The sequence below is a fragment of the Seongchinamella sediminis genome (assembly GCF_003457605.1).
Taxonomy (GTDB): domain Bacteria; phylum Pseudomonadota; class Gammaproteobacteria; order Pseudomonadales; family Halieaceae; genus Halioglobus; species Halioglobus sediminis.
In genome coordinates this window covers 96,930-116,125 of sequence record NZ_QRAN01000012.1, presented here as the reverse complement: position 1 = coordinate 116,125, position 19,196 = coordinate 96,930, and the positions used below count along the sequence as shown (strand labels likewise).

Sequence of the window (19,196 nt, the reverse complement as noted above, 5' to 3'; positions counted from 1 at the left end):
CGCCAAACAACACACAATTTAGCAAATATATTTCTTGTTGAGAAATTTTTTTATGCATTGCAAGGGGCGCAGACTTTAAGGAAGCGCAGAAATCACCTCTTTTTTGATTTTTTATTTCTATATTTTTCAATAACTTAATCTCATTTTTCCCTCTTCAAACAAAACTTGGCACGCCAACTGCAAAAGGCATATCGACGACAAAAATTTCGCTCTGGAGAGAAAATGACAGCACCACTTCCCAAGCATCTCATGTTCGGACAGCCGAAGGAATTTCGGGGACTGGCGATCGCGCCAATCTTTAATTTCACGCAGGAGTCGGGCCTTAGCTACATGACTATGGACCAGGCGTTTGACAGGTCCGGCGTCGAAATAACTGAGACCAGTGACTCAGGTAGCGTTCCCGAGCTCAAGCTCGAGAACAAACTGGACAGCCCCGTACTCCTGCTCGACGGCGAGGAGTTGGTAGGCGCAAAACAGAACCGGGTGGTCAACCTCACGCTGCTCGTGCCCGCCCAGACCACAGCAGTCATACCCGTATCCTGCGTGGAGTCGGGCCGCTGGTCTTACCGCTCTGAAAACTTCGAGCGTACCGACCGGACCCACTTCGCCCTCGGCCGGGCCAAAAAAATGGCCTCTGTGAGCCGCTCAATGCGGCAGTCGGGCGCTCGACGCAGTGACCAGGGCGAGGTGTGGTCTGAAATTGACCGCAAGTTCTCTGTAATGGAGTCCGCATCGAATACATCGGCCATGGCAGATATGTATCAGGATGCGGCGCCGACACTTGAGGAGTATGTAGGCGAGCTCGAGCCTGAGGCTCGCCAGGTGGGTGCTTTCTATTTTCTGCACGGCAAGCTCGTCGGGATGGATCTTTTCGACAAGGCCACTACCTACGCCAACCTGAACGGCAAGCTCATCAAGAGCTACGCCATAGACGCACTTGAATCTGCCCCCGTCGACCGCCAGAGGGCCTCACTCTCAGAGGCACTGCGCTTTCTTGAAATTATCGAGGGCGGGCAATGGGAGCACTACGACTCCGTCGGCATGGGCCAGGACCATCGTCTTCTCTCAGGCCATTTGGCCTCGGCAGCGTTGGCCGTAGAGGGCCAGGTCGTCCACCTGTCAGGGTTTGTGACGGAGCAAGCGCCCTCGGGCTATCGCCCGGGACGCAGGCACAGGCGGAGCCTCTAACGAGGCTCTGAAGGGGAACACCCAATAGGGCCGCGGCAAGGACGCCGCACTAACTGAATTTCAACGACACCAATACACGGGAGCAAGAGCATGAACAAGCCTAAGAAAGTTCGCCAGATCTACGCGGAGCTCCAGCGTGTATACGGTGGCGAAATTCCATCTCACGAGTTACTGGAGTGCGCGTCGCTGATTGCAGATGCAGCGGACGACTCCGTCAGCCCGTCGCCCAGGACGGTAATTCATGGGCGCACCCCGTTTTCAGAACTTCCAGTGGATGAGGTGATGGAGCGCTGGAGCTGGCGGATCGTGAGCCAGGAGTATTCGTCCGAAGATGACTTCGGACCCCACATACCCCAGGAGACTCTCCTGGAACACACGCTTTCCATGGCGGCATAAGGAGGAGCTATGTCAAACAACAGAACTCAATTGGTGCTGGGGGTGAAAGAGCACCTCCTCGCGGGCCACCCCATCACACAGCTCGAATGCATTGTTCTTTTCGGCGTGCCAAGCCTGACCAAGGTAATTTCAGATATGCGCAGAGACGGATATGTCATCAAGTCAAAACGCGTGCCGTTCGTGGCCGCACTGAGAAGGATCAACGAGTCCGCAAGGCTGGAACCACCACGGAACCTTCCGGTTAAGGAAGTGACCTTGACGGAGTACTGGCTGAGCCGATGAACAGGCGATTCAGCAAGCGACAGAGGCGAATCTTGGCTTGGATAGCCGGGGGCAAGTGCTGCAGTTGCGCCAAGCCTCTTGGCCAACAGTTTCATGCGGATCACGTGGTGGCCTACTCAAAGGGCGGCACCACAACAACAGACAACGGGCAGGCGCTCTGTGCGACCTGCAATCTACGGAAGGGTGCAAAATGAAAATCAAACTGCGGAATTGGCAGCGTGAGGCACACAACAAGGCCATCGATTGGTTGGTTGCTCGTGGCGAGGATCGTCATTTCCTCATCAATGCGGCCCCCGGTGCGGGTAAGACCCTCGCGTCCTGCGCTATCGCTGAAACACTCATTCAGATGGGTGAGATAGAACGGGTTATCGTGATCGCGCCGCGAGCAGAAGTCGTGAACCAGTGGGCTGACGACTTCCGGTTCGTCACTGGTCGTCACATGGCCAAAGTCACCGCAGCAGATGGCGACATTGAAGGCCTCTCCGTCGATGTTTGCGCCACCTGGGCTGCCATCCAGGATCTATTGCCAGAGCTGCAGGCGGTGTGCAGGGCCAACAAAACCCTGGTGATCTGCGATGAGCACCACCACGCCGCGGTAGAGGCCGCATGGGGCCGCGGTGCAGATGGAGCCTTCGCGGACGGCCGCTATGTCCTGGTGCTCACCGGCACCCCCATTCGATCAGACGGAGCGGAGTCTGTATGGCTAGCCTATGACGATGCAGGTGCCATCGACCATCCCGAGGACGGCACCTATACCCTCACCTACGGCGAAGCCGTTGATCTCGGTTACTGTCGCCCCGTTACTTTCCACCGCCACGAGGGCAAATTCACTGTTGATCTGGATGGTCAGGAGGTGAAGGTTTCTGGGCACGAGAAGGCAGAGCTTCCGCCCGAGCTGAAGCGGGTTCACGGGCTTCAGAAGGCCCTGGACTTCTACAGGCTGGCCAAGACGCCGCAATTTGAAAAAGACCAGGTAACACCCCTACAGGACGGCTACCAGGCGACCATGGTCGAATGGGGCAGCAACAAGCTCTCTGAGCTTCGTCATCGTATGCCCGAGGCGGGAGGCCTGATTATCGCCCCCAGTATCCAGATGGCCGAATATATGGTCGACCTACTCGAGCGCATTGAAGGCGAGAAGCCGATACTGGTACACAGCCAGATGCCCAACCCAAATGCCAAGATCCGCGCCTTCCGAAACACGGACAAACGCTGGCTAGTCTCGGTAGCGATGGTATCAGAGGGCGTGGACATCAAGCGCTTGCGAGTCCTTCTCTACCTGCCTAACGCGCTGACTGAGCTGGCGTTCCGCCAGGCAGTGGGTCGGGTAGTCAGGACGATGGGCTCGGACGATGACACCCGGGCTTACGTGGTGATGCCCTCTTTCCAACTCTTCGAGGACTTCGCAAGGCGCGTTGAAGAAGAGATGTCTCCGGCAGCTCGCAAAGGTGGCGACACCCCCAAACACAAGGTCTGCAAAGAGTGCGGACACGAGTGCGAACTCGGTGCAGCGGCCTGCCCGGTCTGCGGACACGAATTCCCCAAGGCGCCCGAGCGACTGAAGCCATGTAGTGACTGCGGCGCACTGAACCCGATGACTGCCAAGAGCTGCCACGCCTGCGGCAATTCTTTCGAACATGCTTTCAAGCTGACTCTGGATGAAGCACTCCGAACAGGCGCTATAGTTCGCGGAATCGACATCGAAGAAGAGGAGGTGCAAAGCGCCGAAGAGATTGCACCAATTGTCCGTGGTCGGATTCTCAGGAGTGGCGATCAGAGGCTGGTAAAAATTATTCAAACCCTGCCTGATGAAAGCTGGGCGCGGCTTCGTTCAATCCTGGAGGCAAACTAGTATGCACTGAACAACACACTAAACCACTAAATACTTACGGCCAGTCAAATGCCGTGTTAACCCAGATAGACCCGGGTAATTTCGAGTCTGGAATGCCCAAGCTCCTCACTGATGGTCAGGCGGCTTTGCTCATCGAGGACACGCTGCTCCGCTGTTAGAGCACCACGACTGGGCCCGCCTGCACTCGGTGACGGCCACCCGGTCAGTTCCTGATAACGCGCCTGCGCGTAGGCATGCCGTAATCCGTGCAGCTTCGACAACCCCGCCCGCGCAGTTCAGCGCTCGTAAGTGCGCAACTGCTGGACATAGTTCCTGCTGCTCGGAATCAGTGATCCTTTGCCCGCCAGTCGATGCGCCTGCTCGAGCACGCTGCGTTGGGCCTCCGTTCGAATCGGGATGAGGCGCGGCCTGCCCCCCTTGGTCCAGCTGCGCTTCAGGTACAAGTGATCGCCCCGGTCGGCATAGCTTGGGTTAAACTTCATCGCCTCCTCGCGTCGCAGGCCAAAGGCGCGCTGCAACTGCAAACTCATGACCACGTGGACATCCCTGATCTGGGCCAGTTGCCCGGCGCCGACCTCACAGGCCTTGGAGGTCTGACTCACGAAGGTCCGGTTGGGTATGCCATAGAAGTCGTTGGAGCGGGCAATGACGTTGCTTCGATTGACGCGGGCCGCCCACCACCGTAGCGCGTTCATGCGGTTCTTGATCGTGCCGGCACCCAGCCCCTGTCGAGCCCAGCGCTCAACAAGCGCCTCGACGTGTTTGGGTTTGAGCGACCGACTGGACATGCCGCGGTAGCCCATCTCATGTAGCTGATCCGCGATCTGGTTCAGCATATGGCGTCGCGCCGCCTGCGTGGACTCACTGCCCTCGCGGTTGTCGTAACACAAACGTTTCAATTGGTAGTTCAGGTCTTTCACAGTGTCGACTCCCGTCGCTGAGTGTTTATGACCTACCGCGGGCTCGTAGCCCGGCTGGCTCGCTGACGCGAAACGGTCAGGGGACACCACTCCCCGGCAACCTGAAAGTGCCTACTCTCAGGCAACACCGCCGGATCCTGAAGGGAACCGATACGGTGCAGACCAATTAGCCCCCAGGGGCAACGTTGTGATGGTGATGACTTCTCCTCCCTTTTTTGCACTGCGGCACCATCGCCGCGGTTTGAATGAAACGTCGTGCGGGCACGACGCGGTTACGATGCTGACCAGGTCAGCGCTCGGAACGACAGGCTTTCGCCTGGTTCCGTATGGGCAGAGCCCAGATGCCACACTGTCGCAGTGGCCGCGTTGAATTCGTCAATCGCGATGCCAGTGTATGTGCACGTCATCTGGCCGTAACCCCGCTATTCATCCCGGCGCCGGCGCGGTTTACGGGCGCAGCGCCCTTGTCACTACATCGCGCGGCGCGGTAGTGACAAGGGCGACAGTGCACCGGGTTCAGTTCAGATCCCGACGTGCATAGCCCGCGCCAGCCTCCCGTCACTCAGGATGAGCTACGACAGTGGCATTGTGGTTGAGGAATCTGACCCGACCGGGAAACCCGGTTTTTCAGCGACGGGGTTTTTGATTAGAGTCTAATCACCCGGTGACCGGGCATCGGGCGGATTGGCCGGCGCCGCTAGCGGCGCGGTCTGCCCTCGGGATTGCCGTACTGTGCCCAGCGTCGGGTCAAGTGCCAGATGGCGCGCAAGTCGACCTCGGTAGCGGCCCGGAGTGCCAGGTAGTCTTCGGCAGTCAACAAGGCATCCTCCTCGTCCTTGACCCTGGCTTTCCACTCCGTCCACAAGGCGTGCGCTTGCGCCTCGTCGGGTTCGGCCGGGCGACCCACGGCCGGCTTCACGGTCAACAGGCGGCGCCACCGGGTGTACTCCTTCGGGCCCAAACCGAACAGGGTCTGCATCATTTCCTGTGGGGCGTCAGCCTTGATCAGCGCCTGCTGCATTTCCTCCGAGGCCCGCAGTTGGCGGATATGCTCCACCATGTGGCAGAACACGTCACGGTTCAGGTCCACCCGAAGGCAGTGGACGCGGATCGCTTCGATGCGATAGAGGTCCGCGATGTTCAGGCACTGCAGGGCGTCGATCTCCCTCGGCCCGAACCCCAAGTCACGTAGCGCCGACTGGTCCGCCTCTGCCAGACACCGGATCGCATAGAGCAGCACTGCTGTGATCAGGTCAGCCTCTTTGGTGGTAGCCATGATCCTCTCCTATCCCTATGGGAGTGGCTGACCGGCGTCCCGAGCGACCCGGTGCAGGGCGCGGCAGTTCTCCATCAGCGCCACGAGGTTTTCCCAATCCGCATCCGGCAGCCAGTGCCACAGCCGGGCAGCGAGGGAACCCGCTTCCAGTGGTTCCAGTGGCACCACCGACCCGGGCGGGGTCGGCTTCACATCCGCGCACGCGGCCAGTTGCCACCACAACGCCGCGACCCATCGCACCGCATCCGTATCCGTATCCGGTAGATCGGTGCCTGCTGTATCGGGCACCGCCTGTACCGCAAAGCCAACCCCCTGATCCGTGAGAGGTTGAATCAGGGACCCCAGCCCGTAGGCCTCGGCAAGCTGCCGGGCCAGTCGATACGCCCGATGCCTGAGTTGGTTCAGTTCGAGCTCCGTGCCGGCATCGGTCTCACCTTTTTCATGGGCTTTTGCAGGGGCCGTCGCTCCGGCCTGTGTCGACGTCGCCGCGGGTCGCGGGTTCGGTGGATTTTGGGGTCCCTGGTGTCCCCTGCCAGCTGCTGGCGCCACATCTCCGGGAAGTTCCTGCATCGATTCACCAGCTGGGCATTCCGGCGCGAGCGCCGGAAATGGCTGGCCAGCGATTAACGCCTCCAGTTCAAGGCGCACCAGTGCGATATCCGCGTCCGCCGCATCGGCGATCTCCGTTTCAATTGCGCCCCGCAACACCTCGGTGACCCAGTCCGGGCTGTCATAGCGATGGCATAGCGCGGCGAAAATGGCATCAAATTCTCCGTCGGAACCCAGTGACCTGCTGAGCCAGAGGTTGCGCGCAGCGCGCTCCAGTGCCTGGATTCGCACCACCTGCGGCGAACCCATGCCGGCGGACAGCGCCTGGGGAATCAGCGGCCAAAGCGTGTGTACCGCGTAGGCCATCCGGGAAATCAGGGTCTGGCTGAAACTCAGACCCCGCGCGGTAATCAGCTCCGATAAACGGCGTTGGGAAAGCGGAGCGCCCGGCATTTCCGCCTCTAGCAGTGCTTTGGCTTCGAACACAGCACGGGCCTTATCGATAAAGTGCAGGTTGTCGCGCAGTTCGTTCTCGCGCAGGTGTGACAACAGCACATCCGATTCCGCGACCCAGGGCTTATAGACGCAGTCCAGGTAGCGAAACGCGTCGTCGCTGGTTTCCTGATACAACGCCCGCAGGGCGCGCAAGCGGGAATTACCCCCGGCCAACAGCATATAGTCCGTCTCGCCGGGTCGGCGCGTCACCACCAAGGGCTGGTCCAGCCCCTGAGACCGGATCGAGGCCTTGATCCGTTCGTACTCGCTGTTCCGGCAGCGCCGCGGATTTCGGTCATAGCCAAGAAGCCGGGTCACTTCCAGTCGGATCATACGGGCGCCTTCCGGCGCAGTATTCGGCTCCGGTGGATTGAGCGGTACGCGATGATGTTCAGGCTCGGCTGTCATGGCGTCTCATCGCCCGCGTTACACGGGCTAACGGTTTTTTGAAGCTGTCCGGAACGGAAAGATGCATTTCACCACCCCGGTCAAGCCATAACTCAATTCCAAATTACCGTATCACCAATCCCACACGGATTCCTTTGTAATGTTTCTGAACGGTGAACGTCGCCCTACCCTCCTCACATACGTTCAATTCGGCCAGGTTCCTGCCCCGGTTCGCCATCGCTTATCTAACGGCGCCGCCACGTGTCCGTATTCCGCGTTGCGATGATTGCCCGGATTCATAAATTAGGGTTCTACCGATGCGGTGCTAATGGGTGTTTACTCAAATGCACGCCGCATCGAAACCTTACAACTGGACTCACCCGAATCCGGGAACAGGTTAAAGGCTCGAAGCGACGAGGGAGCAGGAACATGAACAGTAAAGAAGCGGCAGCCACACTAGGCTATGCAGAGAAGACCTTACGGGAATCGAGAGTCACCGGCACATTGGCCGGCGTGACAACGCCTGCCTATATCAAGCGCGGGCACCGCGTCATTTATGACGAGGAGGACCTGCTGGAATGGACCGCGCAGTTCCGGAAAATCACCAACACGTCGCAATCATCCATCGACCTCAAATGACTCGCCGCTACGGCCATCCATGGCCTCCCGCGGCATACCGTACGTCCTGTACCTAAAACATACCACTTCGCGTCAGTGACACTAAGTGGTAGACTTAGGCTAATGGCTGTTTACCAAACAAAGACCTTTGCGCGGTGGGCAAAGAAGACTGGATTGCGAGATGCAGAGCTTTACACCGCAGCTCAGGAAGTTGTTGCTGGTCAGGTTGAGGCAAAGCTCGGCGGTAATGTCTACAAGAAACGGGTAGCCCTCCCTGGCGGCGGCAAGAGCGGTGGCAGCCGAACACTAATAGCCACAAGGATCGGAAAGCATTCGTTCTTTCTTTATGGCTTTGAAAAAAATGAGCGCAGCAACATTAAGGCAAACGAGCTGTCCGTCCTGAAAAGTGCCGCGAAGGTCTGGCTTTCAATGACCGCTGACGGACTAACAGCCGCTCTGAAGGCTGGAGAGATTAAAGAGGTAAAGCGAGATGAGTAGACTACTCAATGAAATGCATGAAAGCATGGCCGGCCTGCACGAAGCGGGTCTTCTGAGCACAGATGACATGCGCAAGTTCGATGCCGCCTGCCTGCCTGAGGTGAAGGAGTACACTCCAGCTCAAATCAAGAAAATCCGCACCCGCAGCAACGCAAGTCAGCCGGTCTTTGCGAAGTGTCTTAACACCAGCGCATCCACCGTGCGGCAGTGGGAAAGCGGTACTAAAAAGCCCAGCGGAATCGCCCTGAAAATGCTCAGTCTTGTCGACAGCAAGGGGCTGGGAATATTACTGGACGCTTGACAGCGAGTAGAAGAAAGTCAGGTAGGAATGGATGCCCGTCCCCCGTTAATGGGGTAGAGCCCAGCCTGCGTGGCTATTGTGTCACTGAGGTAAACAAGGAACTTGAGACAGACTTTCTTGCCACACAAAAATCAACGTAACTAATTGATTTTCATCGAAAGAAAATGGCGGACCGGACGGGACTCGAACCCGCGACCTCCGGCGTGACAGGCCGGCATTCTAACCAACTGAACTACCGGTCCTAAACGGTAGAATTCTGTGCCTCGATTGTGGTGGGTGGTGACGGGATCGAACCGCCGACCCTCTGCTTGTAAGGCAGATGCTCTCCCAGCTGAGCTAACCACCCCCGAACCGAGAACGCGCATTATAGAGATTTGCCCTGCCCTGTCAAACCTTCCGGGGAAAAATAATTCAAATTTTTGAGCTTATTAAAAGCCGTTGATTTTAGTAGTAAAATTCTGGCTCTGTTGCCCGTTCGAGCGGGCTCCCCGACAGCCCGCGAGAGGGGGTGGACGTTATGGAAATCTACAAGGAATTTCACTTCGAGGCAGCGCACCGCCTGCCCAATGTGCCCGAGGGCCACAAGTGCGCGCGCCTGCACGGGCATTCATTCCATGTGCGCCTGTCGGTCAGTGGCGACGCGCCGGAACCCAGTGGCTGGGTGATGGACTTCGGCGATATCAAGAGCGCCTTCAAGCCGATTTACGACCAGCTCGACCACTACTACCTCAATGACATTCCAGGGCTGGAGAACCCGACCAGCGAGAATCTCGCCCGCTGGATCTGGACGCGCCTGCAACCGGCCCTGCCGGGACTCACGGCCGTGGAAATCCGCGAGACCTGCACCAGCGGCTGCGTGTACCGGGGGTAATGAAGGGGCTGTCATATTCCGGTAACACCGGCAAAAATACTTGACGAATGTTTTGCCCCTACAAATAAAGGGCCAGTTGGAACCAATGTGCCAGAGCCGTTCACCGAAAGCGCTCACTGTGTTTCCGATAATGGGCAGAAGTTACCAGAAGTAGCAGCGTGAAAAATGTTATGCACACAAAACTAGCGGTCACAAAATTTTCACCAAGTTACCCGCCACTTCAACAAGCTTGCTTTAACTAAAATCCTCAAGTCATTGTTTTTAAACATAAATTACGGTTTGTTTGTTTTTTAACCAATTTGTAACATACAGTGCAACCAAAGCCTTACAGCCCCGGTTAAACAATTTACTCACTGACTTATCCACAGATTCTGTGGACAACTGCCCAGCCCCTGTTACGAAAAGTCCTAGCCATTTGCCGGGGTATTTCGCCGTTCAGCGGCCTTCACCCAGGCCCGACAGCAGGGTTTGCTCGAGATAGGCGCGAATCCGGGAGCTGGATTTCAAACTCAGCCCCATATTGGGGAACAGCGTCATCGAAACCGCCAGCCGCATCACGAAATCTGTCGCGGCGGCCACGTCGATAGCCGCGGATATCTCCCCCGCCGCCTGGGCCTGGCGGATGTGCGGCGGCCAGAATGCGACGCTGCGCTGGTAAAACGCCGGATCGAGATACATGGCCGCCACCGTTTCCGGCTCGGTCTGGGCCAGGCTGGCAAATATGCCCTCCTCGCTGTCCCGGCGGCCGGCCACCACCGCGTGGGTGACCTTGTCCACCAGGGTCGGCAGGGTCTCCAGCACTGCCTCGGTGTGGTTGAGAAACAACTCCTGGCGCCGCGCCAGCGCCCCCTGCACCAGGGTTTGCTTGTCGCCAAAGTAGCGATAGATCGACCCCCGCGACAGCCCGCCCACCCGGGCGACCTCGCCCATCGAGGTGCGGCGGATACCAAAGCGATGGATGCACTGTTCCGCGGCATCGAGGATGCGCTCGACCATGGGGTCGTCACAGTCTGTGGAACTGAACCGGGGCTGCTGCATGGTTTTACTGCCTTGAATATTGCAAACAAATAAACAATAATCGTATTTTGTTCATTTGTCCAAAACCAGGCGGGGGCGCCATGAGCGACACCAGACAGCAGTATGACTACATCATCGTCGGCGCCGGCTCCGCCGGCTGTGCCCTCGCCTACCGTCTCTCCCGCGAGGCCAGTCGCCGGGTACTGTTGCTGGAGGCGGGCGGCAAGGACAGCCTGCCGGCGATCCACGTACCCCTGGGCTTCGCCTTCATGATGAAGAACCCGAAGGTGAACTGGTGCTACCAGACCGAGGCCGAGCCCAACATGCACAACCGCCGCATGGCCTGGCCCCGGGGCAAGGTGCTGGGCGGCACCAGCTGCATCAATGGCATGGTCTATATTCGCGGCCAGAAAGAGGATTACGACGGCTGGGCGGCGCAGGGTAACGAGGGCTGGTCCTATGCCGAGGTACTGCCTTACTTCAAGCGCTCCGAGCACAAGGCCGAAGGCGGCAATGAATACCATGGCTATGGCGGCCCCCTGTGGGTGCAGGAGGCGCCCCGCGATGAGAAACTCGAACTGGCCGATGTCTTCGTGCAGGCGGCGGTCCAGACCGGCCTGCCCTTCAACGAGGACTTTAACGGGGAGAGCCAGGAAGGCGCCGGCGACTACCAGATGAACATCCGCAGGGGCAAGCGCCAGAGCACGGCCCGCACCTTTCTCCGGGCCTGTGAGAAGCGCCCCAACCTGACCGTGCTCACCGGCGCCCTCAGTGAAAAAATCCTGTTCGAGGGCAAGCGCGCTGTCGGCGTGCAATTCCGCCGGGAAGGCAACACCGAGCAGGCTTTCGCCGCCGGTGAGGTCATTGTCTGCAGCGGGGTCATCAACTCGCCGCAGCTGCTGGAACTGTCCGGTATCGGGCAAAGAGCGCGGCTGGAGACCCTGGGTATCGAGGTCGTCAGCGACCTGCCCGGGGTCGGCGAAAACCTGCAGGATCACCTGACCGTGCACATCCAGCAGGGCATCCGCGGGCTCAAAACCTTCTACGACGAGAGCCGGCCGCTGTCCCTGATCGGCAACCTGGTCAAGTATTTCACCCGCGGCAAGGGGCTGCTGGCCCACCCGGCGGCCCAGGTCGGGGTGTTCTTTCGCAGCTCGGACGCGGTTACCCGGCCCGATGCCCAGGTGCATTTCGCCCCGGCCGCCAGCGAGCCCGACGCCAAAGGCAATCTCAAGCCCCGGCCGGGCACCACGGCTACCGTGTGCCAGTTGCGCCCCGAGAGCCGGGGCAGCGTTCACATCACCAGCACTGACCCGGCGCAGCACCCCAGCATCAGGGCCAATTACCTGGACACCGAAACCGACCGCCAGACCATGATTGCGGCGTTTCGCCGGGTGCGCGACATCTTCCGTGCCCCGGCCCTGGAAAAATACCTGGACCAGGAACTGGTGCCCGGGGCGCAGGTACAGAGCGACGAGGAAATTCTCGCCTACATTCGCGCCGAAGCGGAGTCGGTCTACCACCCGGTGGGTTCCTGCCGGATGGGTGGCGACGGCGAGTCGGTGGTCGATGCCAGGCTGCGGGTGCACGGCGTCGATGGCCTGCGCGTTGCCGATGCCTCCATTATGCCCACCATCGTTTCCGGCAACACCAACGCCCCCGCCATCATGATCGCGGAAAAATGCGCCGACATGCTGCTGCAGGACGCCGGCATTCACGTCACCCTGCCCGAGGGCCTGGACAGTGACCACCATACACCCGATAGCGAAGCGGCCCTGCAGGCCGTGACCGTCAACGCCTGAGGCAGGAGCAAGCCGATGAACGCACCCAGCCAGCAACACGCTGTAGAACTTGAACTCAACCGGATCCTGCAGCGCCAGCGCCAGGCCTTCCAGGCCGAAGGGCCGGTCGCCCTGGCGACCCGCGTGGACCGCATCGACCGCTGCATCGCCATGCTGGTGGATCACCAGGCTGAGATCTGCGATGCCGTCAACCGTGACTTTGGCAACCGCTCCAAGTACGCCACCCTGATGATGGACGTGATGAACTCGGTAGCCAGTCTCAAGTTCGTCAGGAAAAACCTGAAGAAGTGGATGAAGCCGGAAAAGCGCAGCCCGTTCCTGCCGATGAACTTTCTCGGCGCCAGGGCCTGGGTCAAGTACCAGCCCAAGGGCGTGGTGGGCGTGATGACCCCCTGGAACGTGCCAGTGAACATGATTTTCAGCCCGCTGGCCGACATACTGGGCGCCGGCAACCGCGCGATGATCAAGCCTTCCGAGTACACCCCGCACACCTCGGCACTGATGAAGAGGCTGTTCGACCAGTATTTCGAGGAGTCGGAAGTCTGCGTGGTGACCGGCGGCCCGGAAGTGGGGGCGGCCTTCAGCGGCCTGAAACTGGACCATATCATTTTTACCGGAGCCACCAGTATCGGCCGGCTGGTAATGAAAGCCGCGGCGGAAAACATGGTACCTGTCACCCTGGAACTGGGCGGCAAGTCACCGGTGGTGGTGTCGGAAACAGCGGATATCAACAAGGCCGCGGAAGCCATCATCTCCGGCAAGGCCATGAACGGCGGCCAGCTCTGCGTCAGCCCGGATTACTGCTTTGTGCCACAGAGCAAACTGGAGGCGTTTATCCGCCGCTGCAAAGAGGTTATTGCCGAGCAGTACCCCACGGTGCAGGGCAACCCGGATTTCACCGCCTGCATCAACGAACGTCATTTTGACCGGGTAAAGGCCTATATCGACGAGGCCCGGGAAAACGGCTGTCGGGTCATTCCCCTGTGCCCGGAGGGGGAGGAGTTTTCCAGCCGCGATGAGCACAAGATCGCGCTGCACCTGCTGGTCGATCCCGCCGAGGACCTGGCCTGCATGCAGGACGAAATCTTCGGTGCGGTAATGAATATAAAAACCTACGCCGACCTGGACCCGGTGATCGGTTTCATTAACGCTAGGGAACGCCCCCTGGCCCTGTACTATTTCGGCGACGACAAGGCCGAGCAGCAGCGGGTCCTGGATGAGACCATCTCCGGCGGTGTCAGCATCAACAACGTCACCATGCATGTGGCCTGCGACGACCTGCCCTTCGGTGGCACCGGCGACAGCGGCATCGGCAATTACCGCGGTCGGGATGGTTTTCGCACCTTCAGCCACGCCCGTGCCGTGTACCAGGAAGGCTGGGTCAACCTGGCCCAGCTCGGCGGCACCCTGCCGCCCTTCGGCCAGAAACTGGAGAAGATGCTGGCGGGACAGATCAAAAAATAGGCGCTCGGCGCGGGCCCTCAGTGCAGCACCCGTGGCCGCTCGCTGACCACCACCGCCTGCAACTCGCGACCCAGCATAATGACATGCCCCTGGCGCCGTTCAACGCCGTCGACACTGTAGTCGAAACGGTACTGGCGCCACACCCGCCAGCGGCCGCCGCTGTCGCGGCTCAGGGAAAAGCGCTGGATGTGCACCGACTGGTCCAGCAACTGGAAATCGTCACGCTGGGCGGCCCGGGCAACGTGTTGCAGGGCCAGTTCCCTGATGCGGGTGGCGGCCAGGAAATACAGGCACAGCGCGGCAAAAGCCAGCAGGGCCAGCACTTCTCCCAGGGTAAAATACACAACGTCTCCTGCAGCTTTGGTTAGCGGGGCACAGCTTACTGGCATTGACCCCGGACGTATACAATTTCGCTAGCCATGTGTATCGTGAGCCTGCTATGTCAGCGTCAGCCAATACCAGCATGGAAACCCCCAACTCCCGCGAGCGCCAGCGCCTGCAAACCCGGGCCCAGATACTGTCGGCGGCCATCGACGGTTTTGCCCGCTCCGGCTTTGAGGCCACCTCGCTGGCGGAAGTCGCCCGCCGCGCCGGCGTCAAGAAAGCGCTGGTGCAGTACCACTTCGCCACCAAGGAGCAATTGTGGAAGGAGGCCGCCCTGCTGATCTGGCAGCAGCGCAACGACTTCCTGCGCGACATTCTAGCAACTCCCGACGAACCCGACCTGACCGAGCAGATGCGCCGGGGCTTCGTCGCCCTGGTCGAATTCAGCCTGGAGCATCCCCAGTGGCTGTGGTTCATGTTCCACGAGGCGGCCGTGGGCGGGGACCGCCAGGCCTGGCTGCTGGACAAGTGCCTGGCCCGCGACTACCGCCTCGGCGAGGCTTTTGTGCGCCAGTTCCAGCGACAGGGGCTGATTCGCGAGGGCTCACCGATGCAGCTGCTGCACCTCATCTCCGGCGCCCTCACCTACAACCTGCTGGTGGCGCCAACCACCCTGCGGGCGACCGGCCTGGACCTCTCGTCCCGGGAGGCCATCGATGAGCAGGTCGCCCTGCTGCAGCAGCTGTTACGCCCCTGAGTAGTGCTGCTGCAAAAATCGCCCGACAATGCCGTTGAACAGCTCCGGCTGCTCCGCGTGCAGCCAGTGGCCACAGCCCGGCATGACCTTGACCTCGGCCCGGGGAAACAGGGCCAGCACCCGCTCGCGGTGCGCCGGCAGGATATAATCCGATGCGCCCCCTTTGACAAACAGCACCGGGCCGGAAAAAGGCTGGTCCACGTCCGGCTCGGCACGCACCGCATCGTAGTCCCGCTTGAGACCCGCCAGGTTGAAACGCCAGTCGTAGACCCCGCCTTCCCCGCGCTGCAGGCTCATCAGCAAAAACTGGATCACCCCCTCCTCCGCCAGGTGGGCGGCCATTAGCTCTGCCGCCTGCTGCCGCGATGTCACCCGCGCCGCGTGCACCGCGTCCAGGGCGGCGAACACGCGATCGTGGTGCGGCGGATAACTCACCGGGGCGATATCGGCGATAACCGCCGCGGCACAGCGCTCCGCTTGCGACAGGGCGATCTCCATGGCCACCTTGCCACCGAGGGAGTGTCCCACCAGCGCGGCGCGGGTAATGCCCTCGCCGTCCATCCACTCGCTGACCACCTGCGCCATGCGCGCCAGGCTCGCCTGTTCCAGCCAGGCGGAGCGGCCGTGATTGGGCAGGTCAATGCTCAGCACCGTGTAGCGTCTCGCCAGGGAGCGCGCCAGGGCCCCCAGGTTGCCGCCGGCCCCGAACAGCCCGTGCAGCAGTACCACGGGTGGTCCCTCGCCGGTGGTGCTGTGCCTGATTGGAGATTTTGCTACCATGCGCTGCACTATAACGGATTGGATTGAAGCATGCCTGTTACCTACTCCCGCTCGCGAACGTATATCCTGCTGCTACTCGGCAGCCTGCTACTCGTCGCCTGCGCCGGAACCCCCACCTATAACCCCACGACCTTCCCCTTCGAGTTCAACCAGGAAAAGTTTGCCGCCGCCGACATCAAGACAGTGGTCATCCCCCATGTGAACCTGGGCACTCCCTCGCGCAACTACCTGGAAAGCGAGGCGCCGCGCATCGACGGCTTCGTCAGCACCTACCTCAAGGAGAATGGCTACAGGGTCATCAAGCAGCGCGAATTCAAGCAGCTGTGGAGCGCCGGTGTCCGCGCCTACGGCGACCCGGTCGACCCCACCACCGGCAAGGTCAACATGAAGTCCTTCGCCCAGATCATGACCAGCATCCGCGATGAGATGGTCGAGAAGCATGACCTCGACGCATTTGTATTCACCGACCTGGTGGAACTGGAAACATCTTTCTCCGGCGGCCTCAAGCACCTCGCCCGCTGGGACGGCGTCACCCGCAAGCCATCCCTGCAGGGACCCGGCTCCGGCGTGTCGGTAGATTTCGACTGGAACGCCCCGGCGGCCGTGGCCTCGCTACAGGTCAGCGTGTTCAATGCCGACCTGGAGCGGGTGTTCTTCAGCCGCGGCGGCATCGATGCCACCGAGGCCATCGATACCCGCTCCGCTTCCGGGCGCTTTACCCGCCGCCGCACCATGCTGGAGAACGAGGACTACATCATGGAGGGCGTGCAACTGGCCTTCCATCCCATGATCACCATGGAGGCCTGGCCGGGCAATCCCTGAGCCGCGCGGGGCCGCTCAGGCAAGTACCTCCAGGCCCCGTTCCAGGCACCACATGGCCGACAGCCCGCCGAGCACGTACACCGGCACCCAGCGCAGCTTCTGCTGCCAGGGTTCCAAGGGCCGGTGCAGCAACCACCAGATGGCCAGCATCACCAGGATAAAACTGAGCTGGCCAATTTCGATACCGACGTTGAAGAACAGCAGCGCCAGGGGCACGTTGTCCTGGGGCAGGCCCGTCTCCGCCAGCGCGCCGGCAAAGCCCATGCCGTGCAGCAGGCCAAAGCCACCGGCCAGCCACCAGGGGTTGCGCCAGACAATGTCGTTGCGGCCCTCGCGGGTCAGTTCCACTGCCAGCACAAAGATACTGAGGGCGATGGTGAACTCCACCAACGCCACCGGGTAGTTAAAGAAGCCCAGGGTAACCAGGGACAGGGTGATGCTGTGGCCCACGGTAAAGGCGGTAATCGTCCACAGCAGGCGGGTGCCACCACCGACCAGCAACAACAGCCCGAACACAAACAGCAGGTGGTCTATGCCACCCCAGATGTGCTCGATACCGAGCACGCTGTAATCGCTCATGACCTCGCCGGCGCCCGGTTCTTCCGGCACCACGAAATCGGTCTGCTCGGCGTTGAGCACCTGCTGGTACTGGCGCCCGTCCAGCAGCGACACCATGACCATGGCCGACGCCTGGTTGGGCCCCAGGCCGTCGATGCCCAGGGTTTCCCCCACCAGGCCGTCGTCCCCCAGGCCGCTACAGGCCAGTTGCAGGCTGGTGACCATGCCGGTGCCCTCCATTTGCGGGGCGCTCGCCTGGCTGACCTCGCAGGAGGCAGGCCACTGCGGCCGCATGGGTACATTGCTGGTGGCCTGGGCCGGGGTTTTCCACACCAGGTTATATTGGCCCGCGCCAATCTCGGTGACTTTGAGCAGCGAGGGCGCAAAGCGGTGGGCCTGCGCCGGCAGGCTCAGGCCGATCAGCACCAGCAACAGGACGGTCACACTTTGCTTCATCGTCTCACCTCATAATCCTGGCGCAGCTGCTCAATACTTTGCTGCAGGGCCCCGGCCCGGGCCTCGGACTCCAGGTCCCTGACCAGCAGCGACCGCACCTCCTCCAGGCTGGCATCGCGACCGGGCTCCAGCGCCTCCACATACACATAGTGCAGGCCGTAGGTGGAGCGAATCGGACCCAGCCACTGTCCCGGCTGCGGCCCGGCCTGCTCCAGGTTCATGACAAATGCGGCGCCGAAGTGGCGCGCCAGCTGTTCCGGCGACTGGCGCATGAAGCGGTAGCCGGGCAGAAAGGGTGAACCGAGTTCGCGCGCCTGTGCCGGCCCCATTGACTCGCTGGTGATGCTGGCCACCACCTGCTCCACTTCCGCCTCCCGCTCGCGATTGAAATAAACATGCTCTATCGAGTAGCGGGGCGGGCGCCGCAGTTCCTCCCTGCGCTCGGCGAATTCGCGGGCAATATCCGCCTCCGTCGGTGCCGCCGGCGGATTCCCGGCCAGCAGCAATTGCTCGACAATCTGGATCAGCCTGCGCTTGACCACCTCGTCCCCCAGGTGCAGGCGCATTTCCAGTGCCTGCTCGTACAGCGCCTGGTCGGACTTGCCCTCGGCAATGCCGAGAAAGTGCATGTTGCGCAGCAGGCGCTGGTAGACCACCGGGTCATAGAGGTGCAGTTCCAGTTCCAGGCCGCGCTGGAACATCATGTCCCGGTCCAGTTCGGCGGTAACCATGCGCGCCATCTGCTGTTCCGTGGGCATCCGCCCAACCGTGCTCAGCCACTGCTGTTGCAGCGCCTCCAGGCGCGCCTCGGACAGGGGGCCAATCACCACCGGCGGCGCCGGGAACAGGCGACCGAGAACCAGGTACAGCGCCCAGCCGATCAGCAGAAAGTGTAACCATGGCCGGTTAAGCCTGGCGAGCAAGTTCATTCATTACTCCTGAGTGGGATAATACGGAAATGGCGGCCGGGCTTTACCAGGAACTGACGAAATCGTCCGGGCGCATAGCCGGCAGCGGTTTGCGCTCACACTCGCGGCTGCCGAGGTAGACAAACCCAACCAGCTCCTCGTTGGCGGCGAGGCCCAGACCGGTCATCACATGGCGATCAAAACAGGCATCACCGGTGCGCCAGATCCCCGCATATCCCAGCGCTTCCGCCGCCAGCAGCAAACCGTGCGCCGCGCAGCCCGCCGACAGCTGCTGCTCGATATACGGCACCTTGGGATGCTCCCTGAGGCAAACCACCACCGCCACCAGCAGCGGCGCCCGCAGTGGCGCGTTGGCCGCTTTTTGCAGGGCGCTGTCATCGGCGCCGGGATTGCGGGCCAGCAGCGCTTCCCGGAACAGGGCGCCGAGGGCGTCGCGGCGCTCGCCGGCGATGGTCAGGAAGCGCCAGGGACGCAGCCGCGCATGGTCCGGTGCGCGCATGGCCGCGGTGAAGATCTGCTGCAATTCAGCCGCGCCGGGGGCCGGGGTGGTCAGCCGGGCCGCGGAATTGCGCTGCTGTAAAAATCGTAGTACGTCGTTCATGGTTACGGTCGGAATACATTGGCCGGCAATGATAGCAGCAAAGCCGCCTGCTG

Annotated in this window: 22 protein-coding genes and 2 tRNA genes; 13 read left to right on the top strand and 11 right to left on the bottom strand. The window is 60.9% G+C overall.

The genetic code is table 11. The features are described from left to right. Positions 1–222: 222 nt before the first annotated feature. The 5 genes from DWB85_RS12430 to DWB85_RS12410 all read left to right on the top strand — a co-directional run bounded on the left by DWB85_RS12430 (position 223) and on the right by DWB85_RS12410 (position 3,718). The gene (locus DWB85_RS12430) at positions 223–1,188 is read left to right on the top strand and encodes an ARPP-1 family domain-containing protein (protein WP_133300615.1); all 966 of its coding nucleotides are present in this window, start codon (positions 223–225) and stop codon (positions 1,186–1,188) included. 90 nt (positions 1,189–1,278) lie between these two features. Next, the gene (locus tag DWB85_RS12425; protein ID WP_117955073.1) at positions 1,279–1,584 is read left to right on the top strand and encodes a hypothetical protein; all 306 of its coding nucleotides are present in this window, start codon (positions 1,279–1,281) and stop codon (positions 1,582–1,584) included. Positions 1,585–1,593: 9 nt separating this feature from the next. Then, positions 1,594–1,866, top strand: a complete 273-nt coding sequence (locus DWB85_RS12420) for a helix-turn-helix domain-containing protein (protein ID WP_117955071.1) — start codon at positions 1,594–1,596, stop codon at positions 1,864–1,866. Further along, positions 1,863–2,060 (top strand): HNH endonuclease, encoded by a 198-nt coding sequence (locus tag DWB85_RS19965; protein WP_117955069.1) that lies wholly within the window; start codon positions 1,863–1,865, stop codon positions 2,058–2,060. Before DWB85_RS12420 ends, DWB85_RS19965 begins: the two co-directional genes overlap by 4 nt. Next, positions 2,057–3,718: a DEAD/DEAH box helicase gene (locus tag DWB85_RS12410; RefSeq protein WP_117955067.1), complete on the top strand. Its 1,662-nt coding sequence runs from the start codon at positions 2,057–2,059 to the stop codon at positions 3,716–3,718. Before DWB85_RS19965 ends, DWB85_RS12410 begins: the two co-directional genes overlap by 4 nt. A gap of 275 nt (positions 3,719–3,993) precedes the next feature. Here DWB85_RS12410 and DWB85_RS12405 read toward each other — a convergent pair whose 3' ends face one another. The 3 genes from DWB85_RS12405 to DWB85_RS12395 all read right to left on the bottom strand — a co-directional run bounded on the left by DWB85_RS12405 (position 3,994) and on the right by DWB85_RS12395 (position 7,291). Next, positions 3,994–4,638: a phage integrase N-terminal domain-containing protein gene (locus DWB85_RS12405; protein ID WP_239017315.1), complete on the bottom strand. Its 645-nt coding sequence runs from the start codon at positions 4,636–4,638 to the stop codon at positions 3,994–3,996. A gap of 697 nt (positions 4,639–5,335) precedes the next feature. Then, complete coding sequence (locus DWB85_RS12400) at positions 5,336–5,914, bottom strand: DUF2857 domain-containing protein (protein WP_117955065.1); 579 nt, start codon at positions 5,912–5,914, stop codon at positions 5,336–5,338. Between the two features lie 15 nt (positions 5,915–5,929). Next, on the bottom strand, positions 5,930–7,291 hold the full coding sequence (locus DWB85_RS12395) for a ParB family protein (protein WP_162846108.1): 1,362 nt from the start codon (positions 7,289–7,291) through the stop codon (positions 5,930–5,932). 483 nt (positions 7,292–7,774) lie between these two features. Between DWB85_RS12395 and DWB85_RS12390 the strand changes: the two genes are divergently transcribed. From DWB85_RS12390 to DWB85_RS12380, 3 genes are all read left to right on the top strand, one after another. Then, a complete protein-coding gene (locus DWB85_RS12390; protein WP_117955061.1) occupies positions 7,775–7,984 on the top strand; it encodes a MerR family transcriptional regulator in 210 nt (69 codons plus the stop codon). A gap of 102 nt (positions 7,985–8,086) precedes the next feature. Then, a complete protein-coding gene (locus tag DWB85_RS12385) occupies positions 8,087–8,461 on the top strand; it encodes a type II toxin-antitoxin system RelE/ParE family toxin (RefSeq protein WP_117955058.1) in 375 nt (124 codons plus the stop codon). Further along, the gene (locus DWB85_RS12380) at positions 8,454–8,762 is read left to right on the top strand and encodes a helix-turn-helix domain-containing protein (protein WP_117955055.1); all 309 of its coding nucleotides are present in this window, start codon (positions 8,454–8,456) and stop codon (positions 8,760–8,762) included. Before DWB85_RS12385 ends, DWB85_RS12380 begins: the two co-directional genes overlap by 8 nt. 165 nt (positions 8,763–8,927) lie before the next feature. Here DWB85_RS12380 and DWB85_RS12375 read toward each other — a convergent pair. Together DWB85_RS12375 and DWB85_RS12370 are read right to left on the bottom strand one after the other, a co-directional pair. Beyond that, positions 8,928–9,004: transfer RNA gene (locus tag DWB85_RS12375), tRNA-Asp, on the bottom strand. Positions 9,005–9,032: 28 nt separating this feature from the next. After that, positions 9,033–9,108 (bottom strand) — tRNA-Val (locus DWB85_RS12370). Between the two features lie 171 nt (positions 9,109–9,279). Between DWB85_RS12370 and queD the strand changes: the two genes are divergently transcribed. Beyond that, positions 9,280–9,633, top strand: a complete 354-nt coding sequence (gene queD / locus DWB85_RS12365; RefSeq protein WP_117955053.1) for a 6-carboxytetrahydropterin synthase QueD — start codon at positions 9,280–9,282, stop codon at positions 9,631–9,633. A 435-nt stretch (positions 9,634–10,068) separates the two neighbouring features. On the opposite strand, the gene DWB85_RS12360 is transcribed toward queD, so the two are convergent. Beyond that, positions 10,069–10,671 carry a TetR/AcrR family transcriptional regulator gene (locus DWB85_RS12360; RefSeq protein WP_117955050.1) on the bottom strand — a complete coding sequence of 201 codons (603 nt, stop codon included), beginning with the start codon at positions 10,669–10,671 and terminating at the stop codon, positions 10,069–10,071. Positions 10,672–10,751: 80 nt separating this feature from the next. Between DWB85_RS12360 and DWB85_RS12355 the strand changes: the two genes are divergently transcribed. Then, positions 10,752–12,452: a GMC family oxidoreductase gene (locus DWB85_RS12355; RefSeq protein WP_117955048.1), complete on the top strand. Its 1,701-nt coding sequence runs from the start codon at positions 10,752–10,754 to the stop codon at positions 12,450–12,452. 15 nt (positions 12,453–12,467) lie between these two features. Continuing rightward, positions 12,468–13,916 carry a coniferyl aldehyde dehydrogenase gene (locus DWB85_RS12350; protein WP_117955046.1) on the top strand — a complete coding sequence of 483 codons (1,449 nt, stop codon included), beginning with the start codon at positions 12,468–12,470 and terminating at the stop codon, positions 13,914–13,916. 17 nt (positions 13,917–13,933) lie between these two features. Here the strand turns inward: DWB85_RS12350 and DWB85_RS12345 are convergent, their stop codons facing one another. Beyond that, entirely contained in the window at positions 13,934–14,260 is a 327-nt protein-coding gene (locus DWB85_RS12345) for a DUF3301 domain-containing protein (RefSeq protein ID WP_239017314.1), read from the bottom strand. Between the two features lie 95 nt (positions 14,261–14,355). Here DWB85_RS12345 and DWB85_RS12340 point away from each other — a divergent pair, with 95 nt between their 5' ends. After that, complete coding sequence (locus DWB85_RS12340) at positions 14,356–14,997, top strand: TetR/AcrR family transcriptional regulator (RefSeq protein ID WP_133300614.1); 642 nt, start codon at positions 14,356–14,358, stop codon at positions 14,995–14,997. Here the strand turns inward: DWB85_RS12340 and DWB85_RS12335 are convergent. After that, positions 14,986–15,777: an alpha/beta fold hydrolase gene (locus DWB85_RS12335; protein WP_117955040.1), complete on the bottom strand. Its 792-nt coding sequence runs from the start codon at positions 15,775–15,777 to the stop codon at positions 14,986–14,988. The genes DWB85_RS12340 and DWB85_RS12335 overlap by 12 nt on opposite strands. 30 nt (positions 15,778–15,807) lie before the next feature. Between DWB85_RS12335 and DWB85_RS12330 the strand changes: the two genes are divergently transcribed. Then, the gene (locus tag DWB85_RS12330) at positions 15,808–16,599 is read left to right on the top strand and encodes a hypothetical protein (RefSeq protein WP_117955038.1); all 792 of its coding nucleotides are present in this window, start codon (positions 15,808–15,810) and stop codon (positions 16,597–16,599) included. Positions 16,600–16,614: 15 nt separating this feature from the next. On the opposite strand, the gene DWB85_RS12325 is transcribed toward DWB85_RS12330, so the two are convergent. Genes DWB85_RS12325 through DWB85_RS12315 form a run of 3 tightly spaced genes read right to left on the bottom strand, consistent with a single transcriptional unit; the run spans position 16,615 to position 19,143 of the window. Next, complete coding sequence (locus DWB85_RS12325; protein ID WP_117955036.1) at positions 16,615–17,613, bottom strand: HupE/UreJ family protein; 999 nt, start codon at positions 17,611–17,613, stop codon at positions 16,615–16,617. Then, positions 17,610–18,542: a peptidylprolyl isomerase gene (locus tag DWB85_RS12320; RefSeq protein ID WP_117955034.1), complete on the bottom strand. Its 933-nt coding sequence runs from the start codon at positions 18,540–18,542 to the stop codon at positions 17,610–17,612. Before DWB85_RS12320 ends, DWB85_RS12325 begins: the two co-directional genes overlap by 4 nt. 43 nt (positions 18,543–18,585) lie before the next feature. After that, positions 18,586–19,143 carry a nitroreductase family protein gene (locus DWB85_RS12315; protein WP_117955032.1) on the bottom strand — a complete coding sequence of 186 codons (558 nt, stop codon included), beginning with the start codon at positions 19,141–19,143 and terminating at the stop codon, positions 18,586–18,588. Between the last annotated feature and the right edge of the window lie 53 nt (positions 19,144–19,196).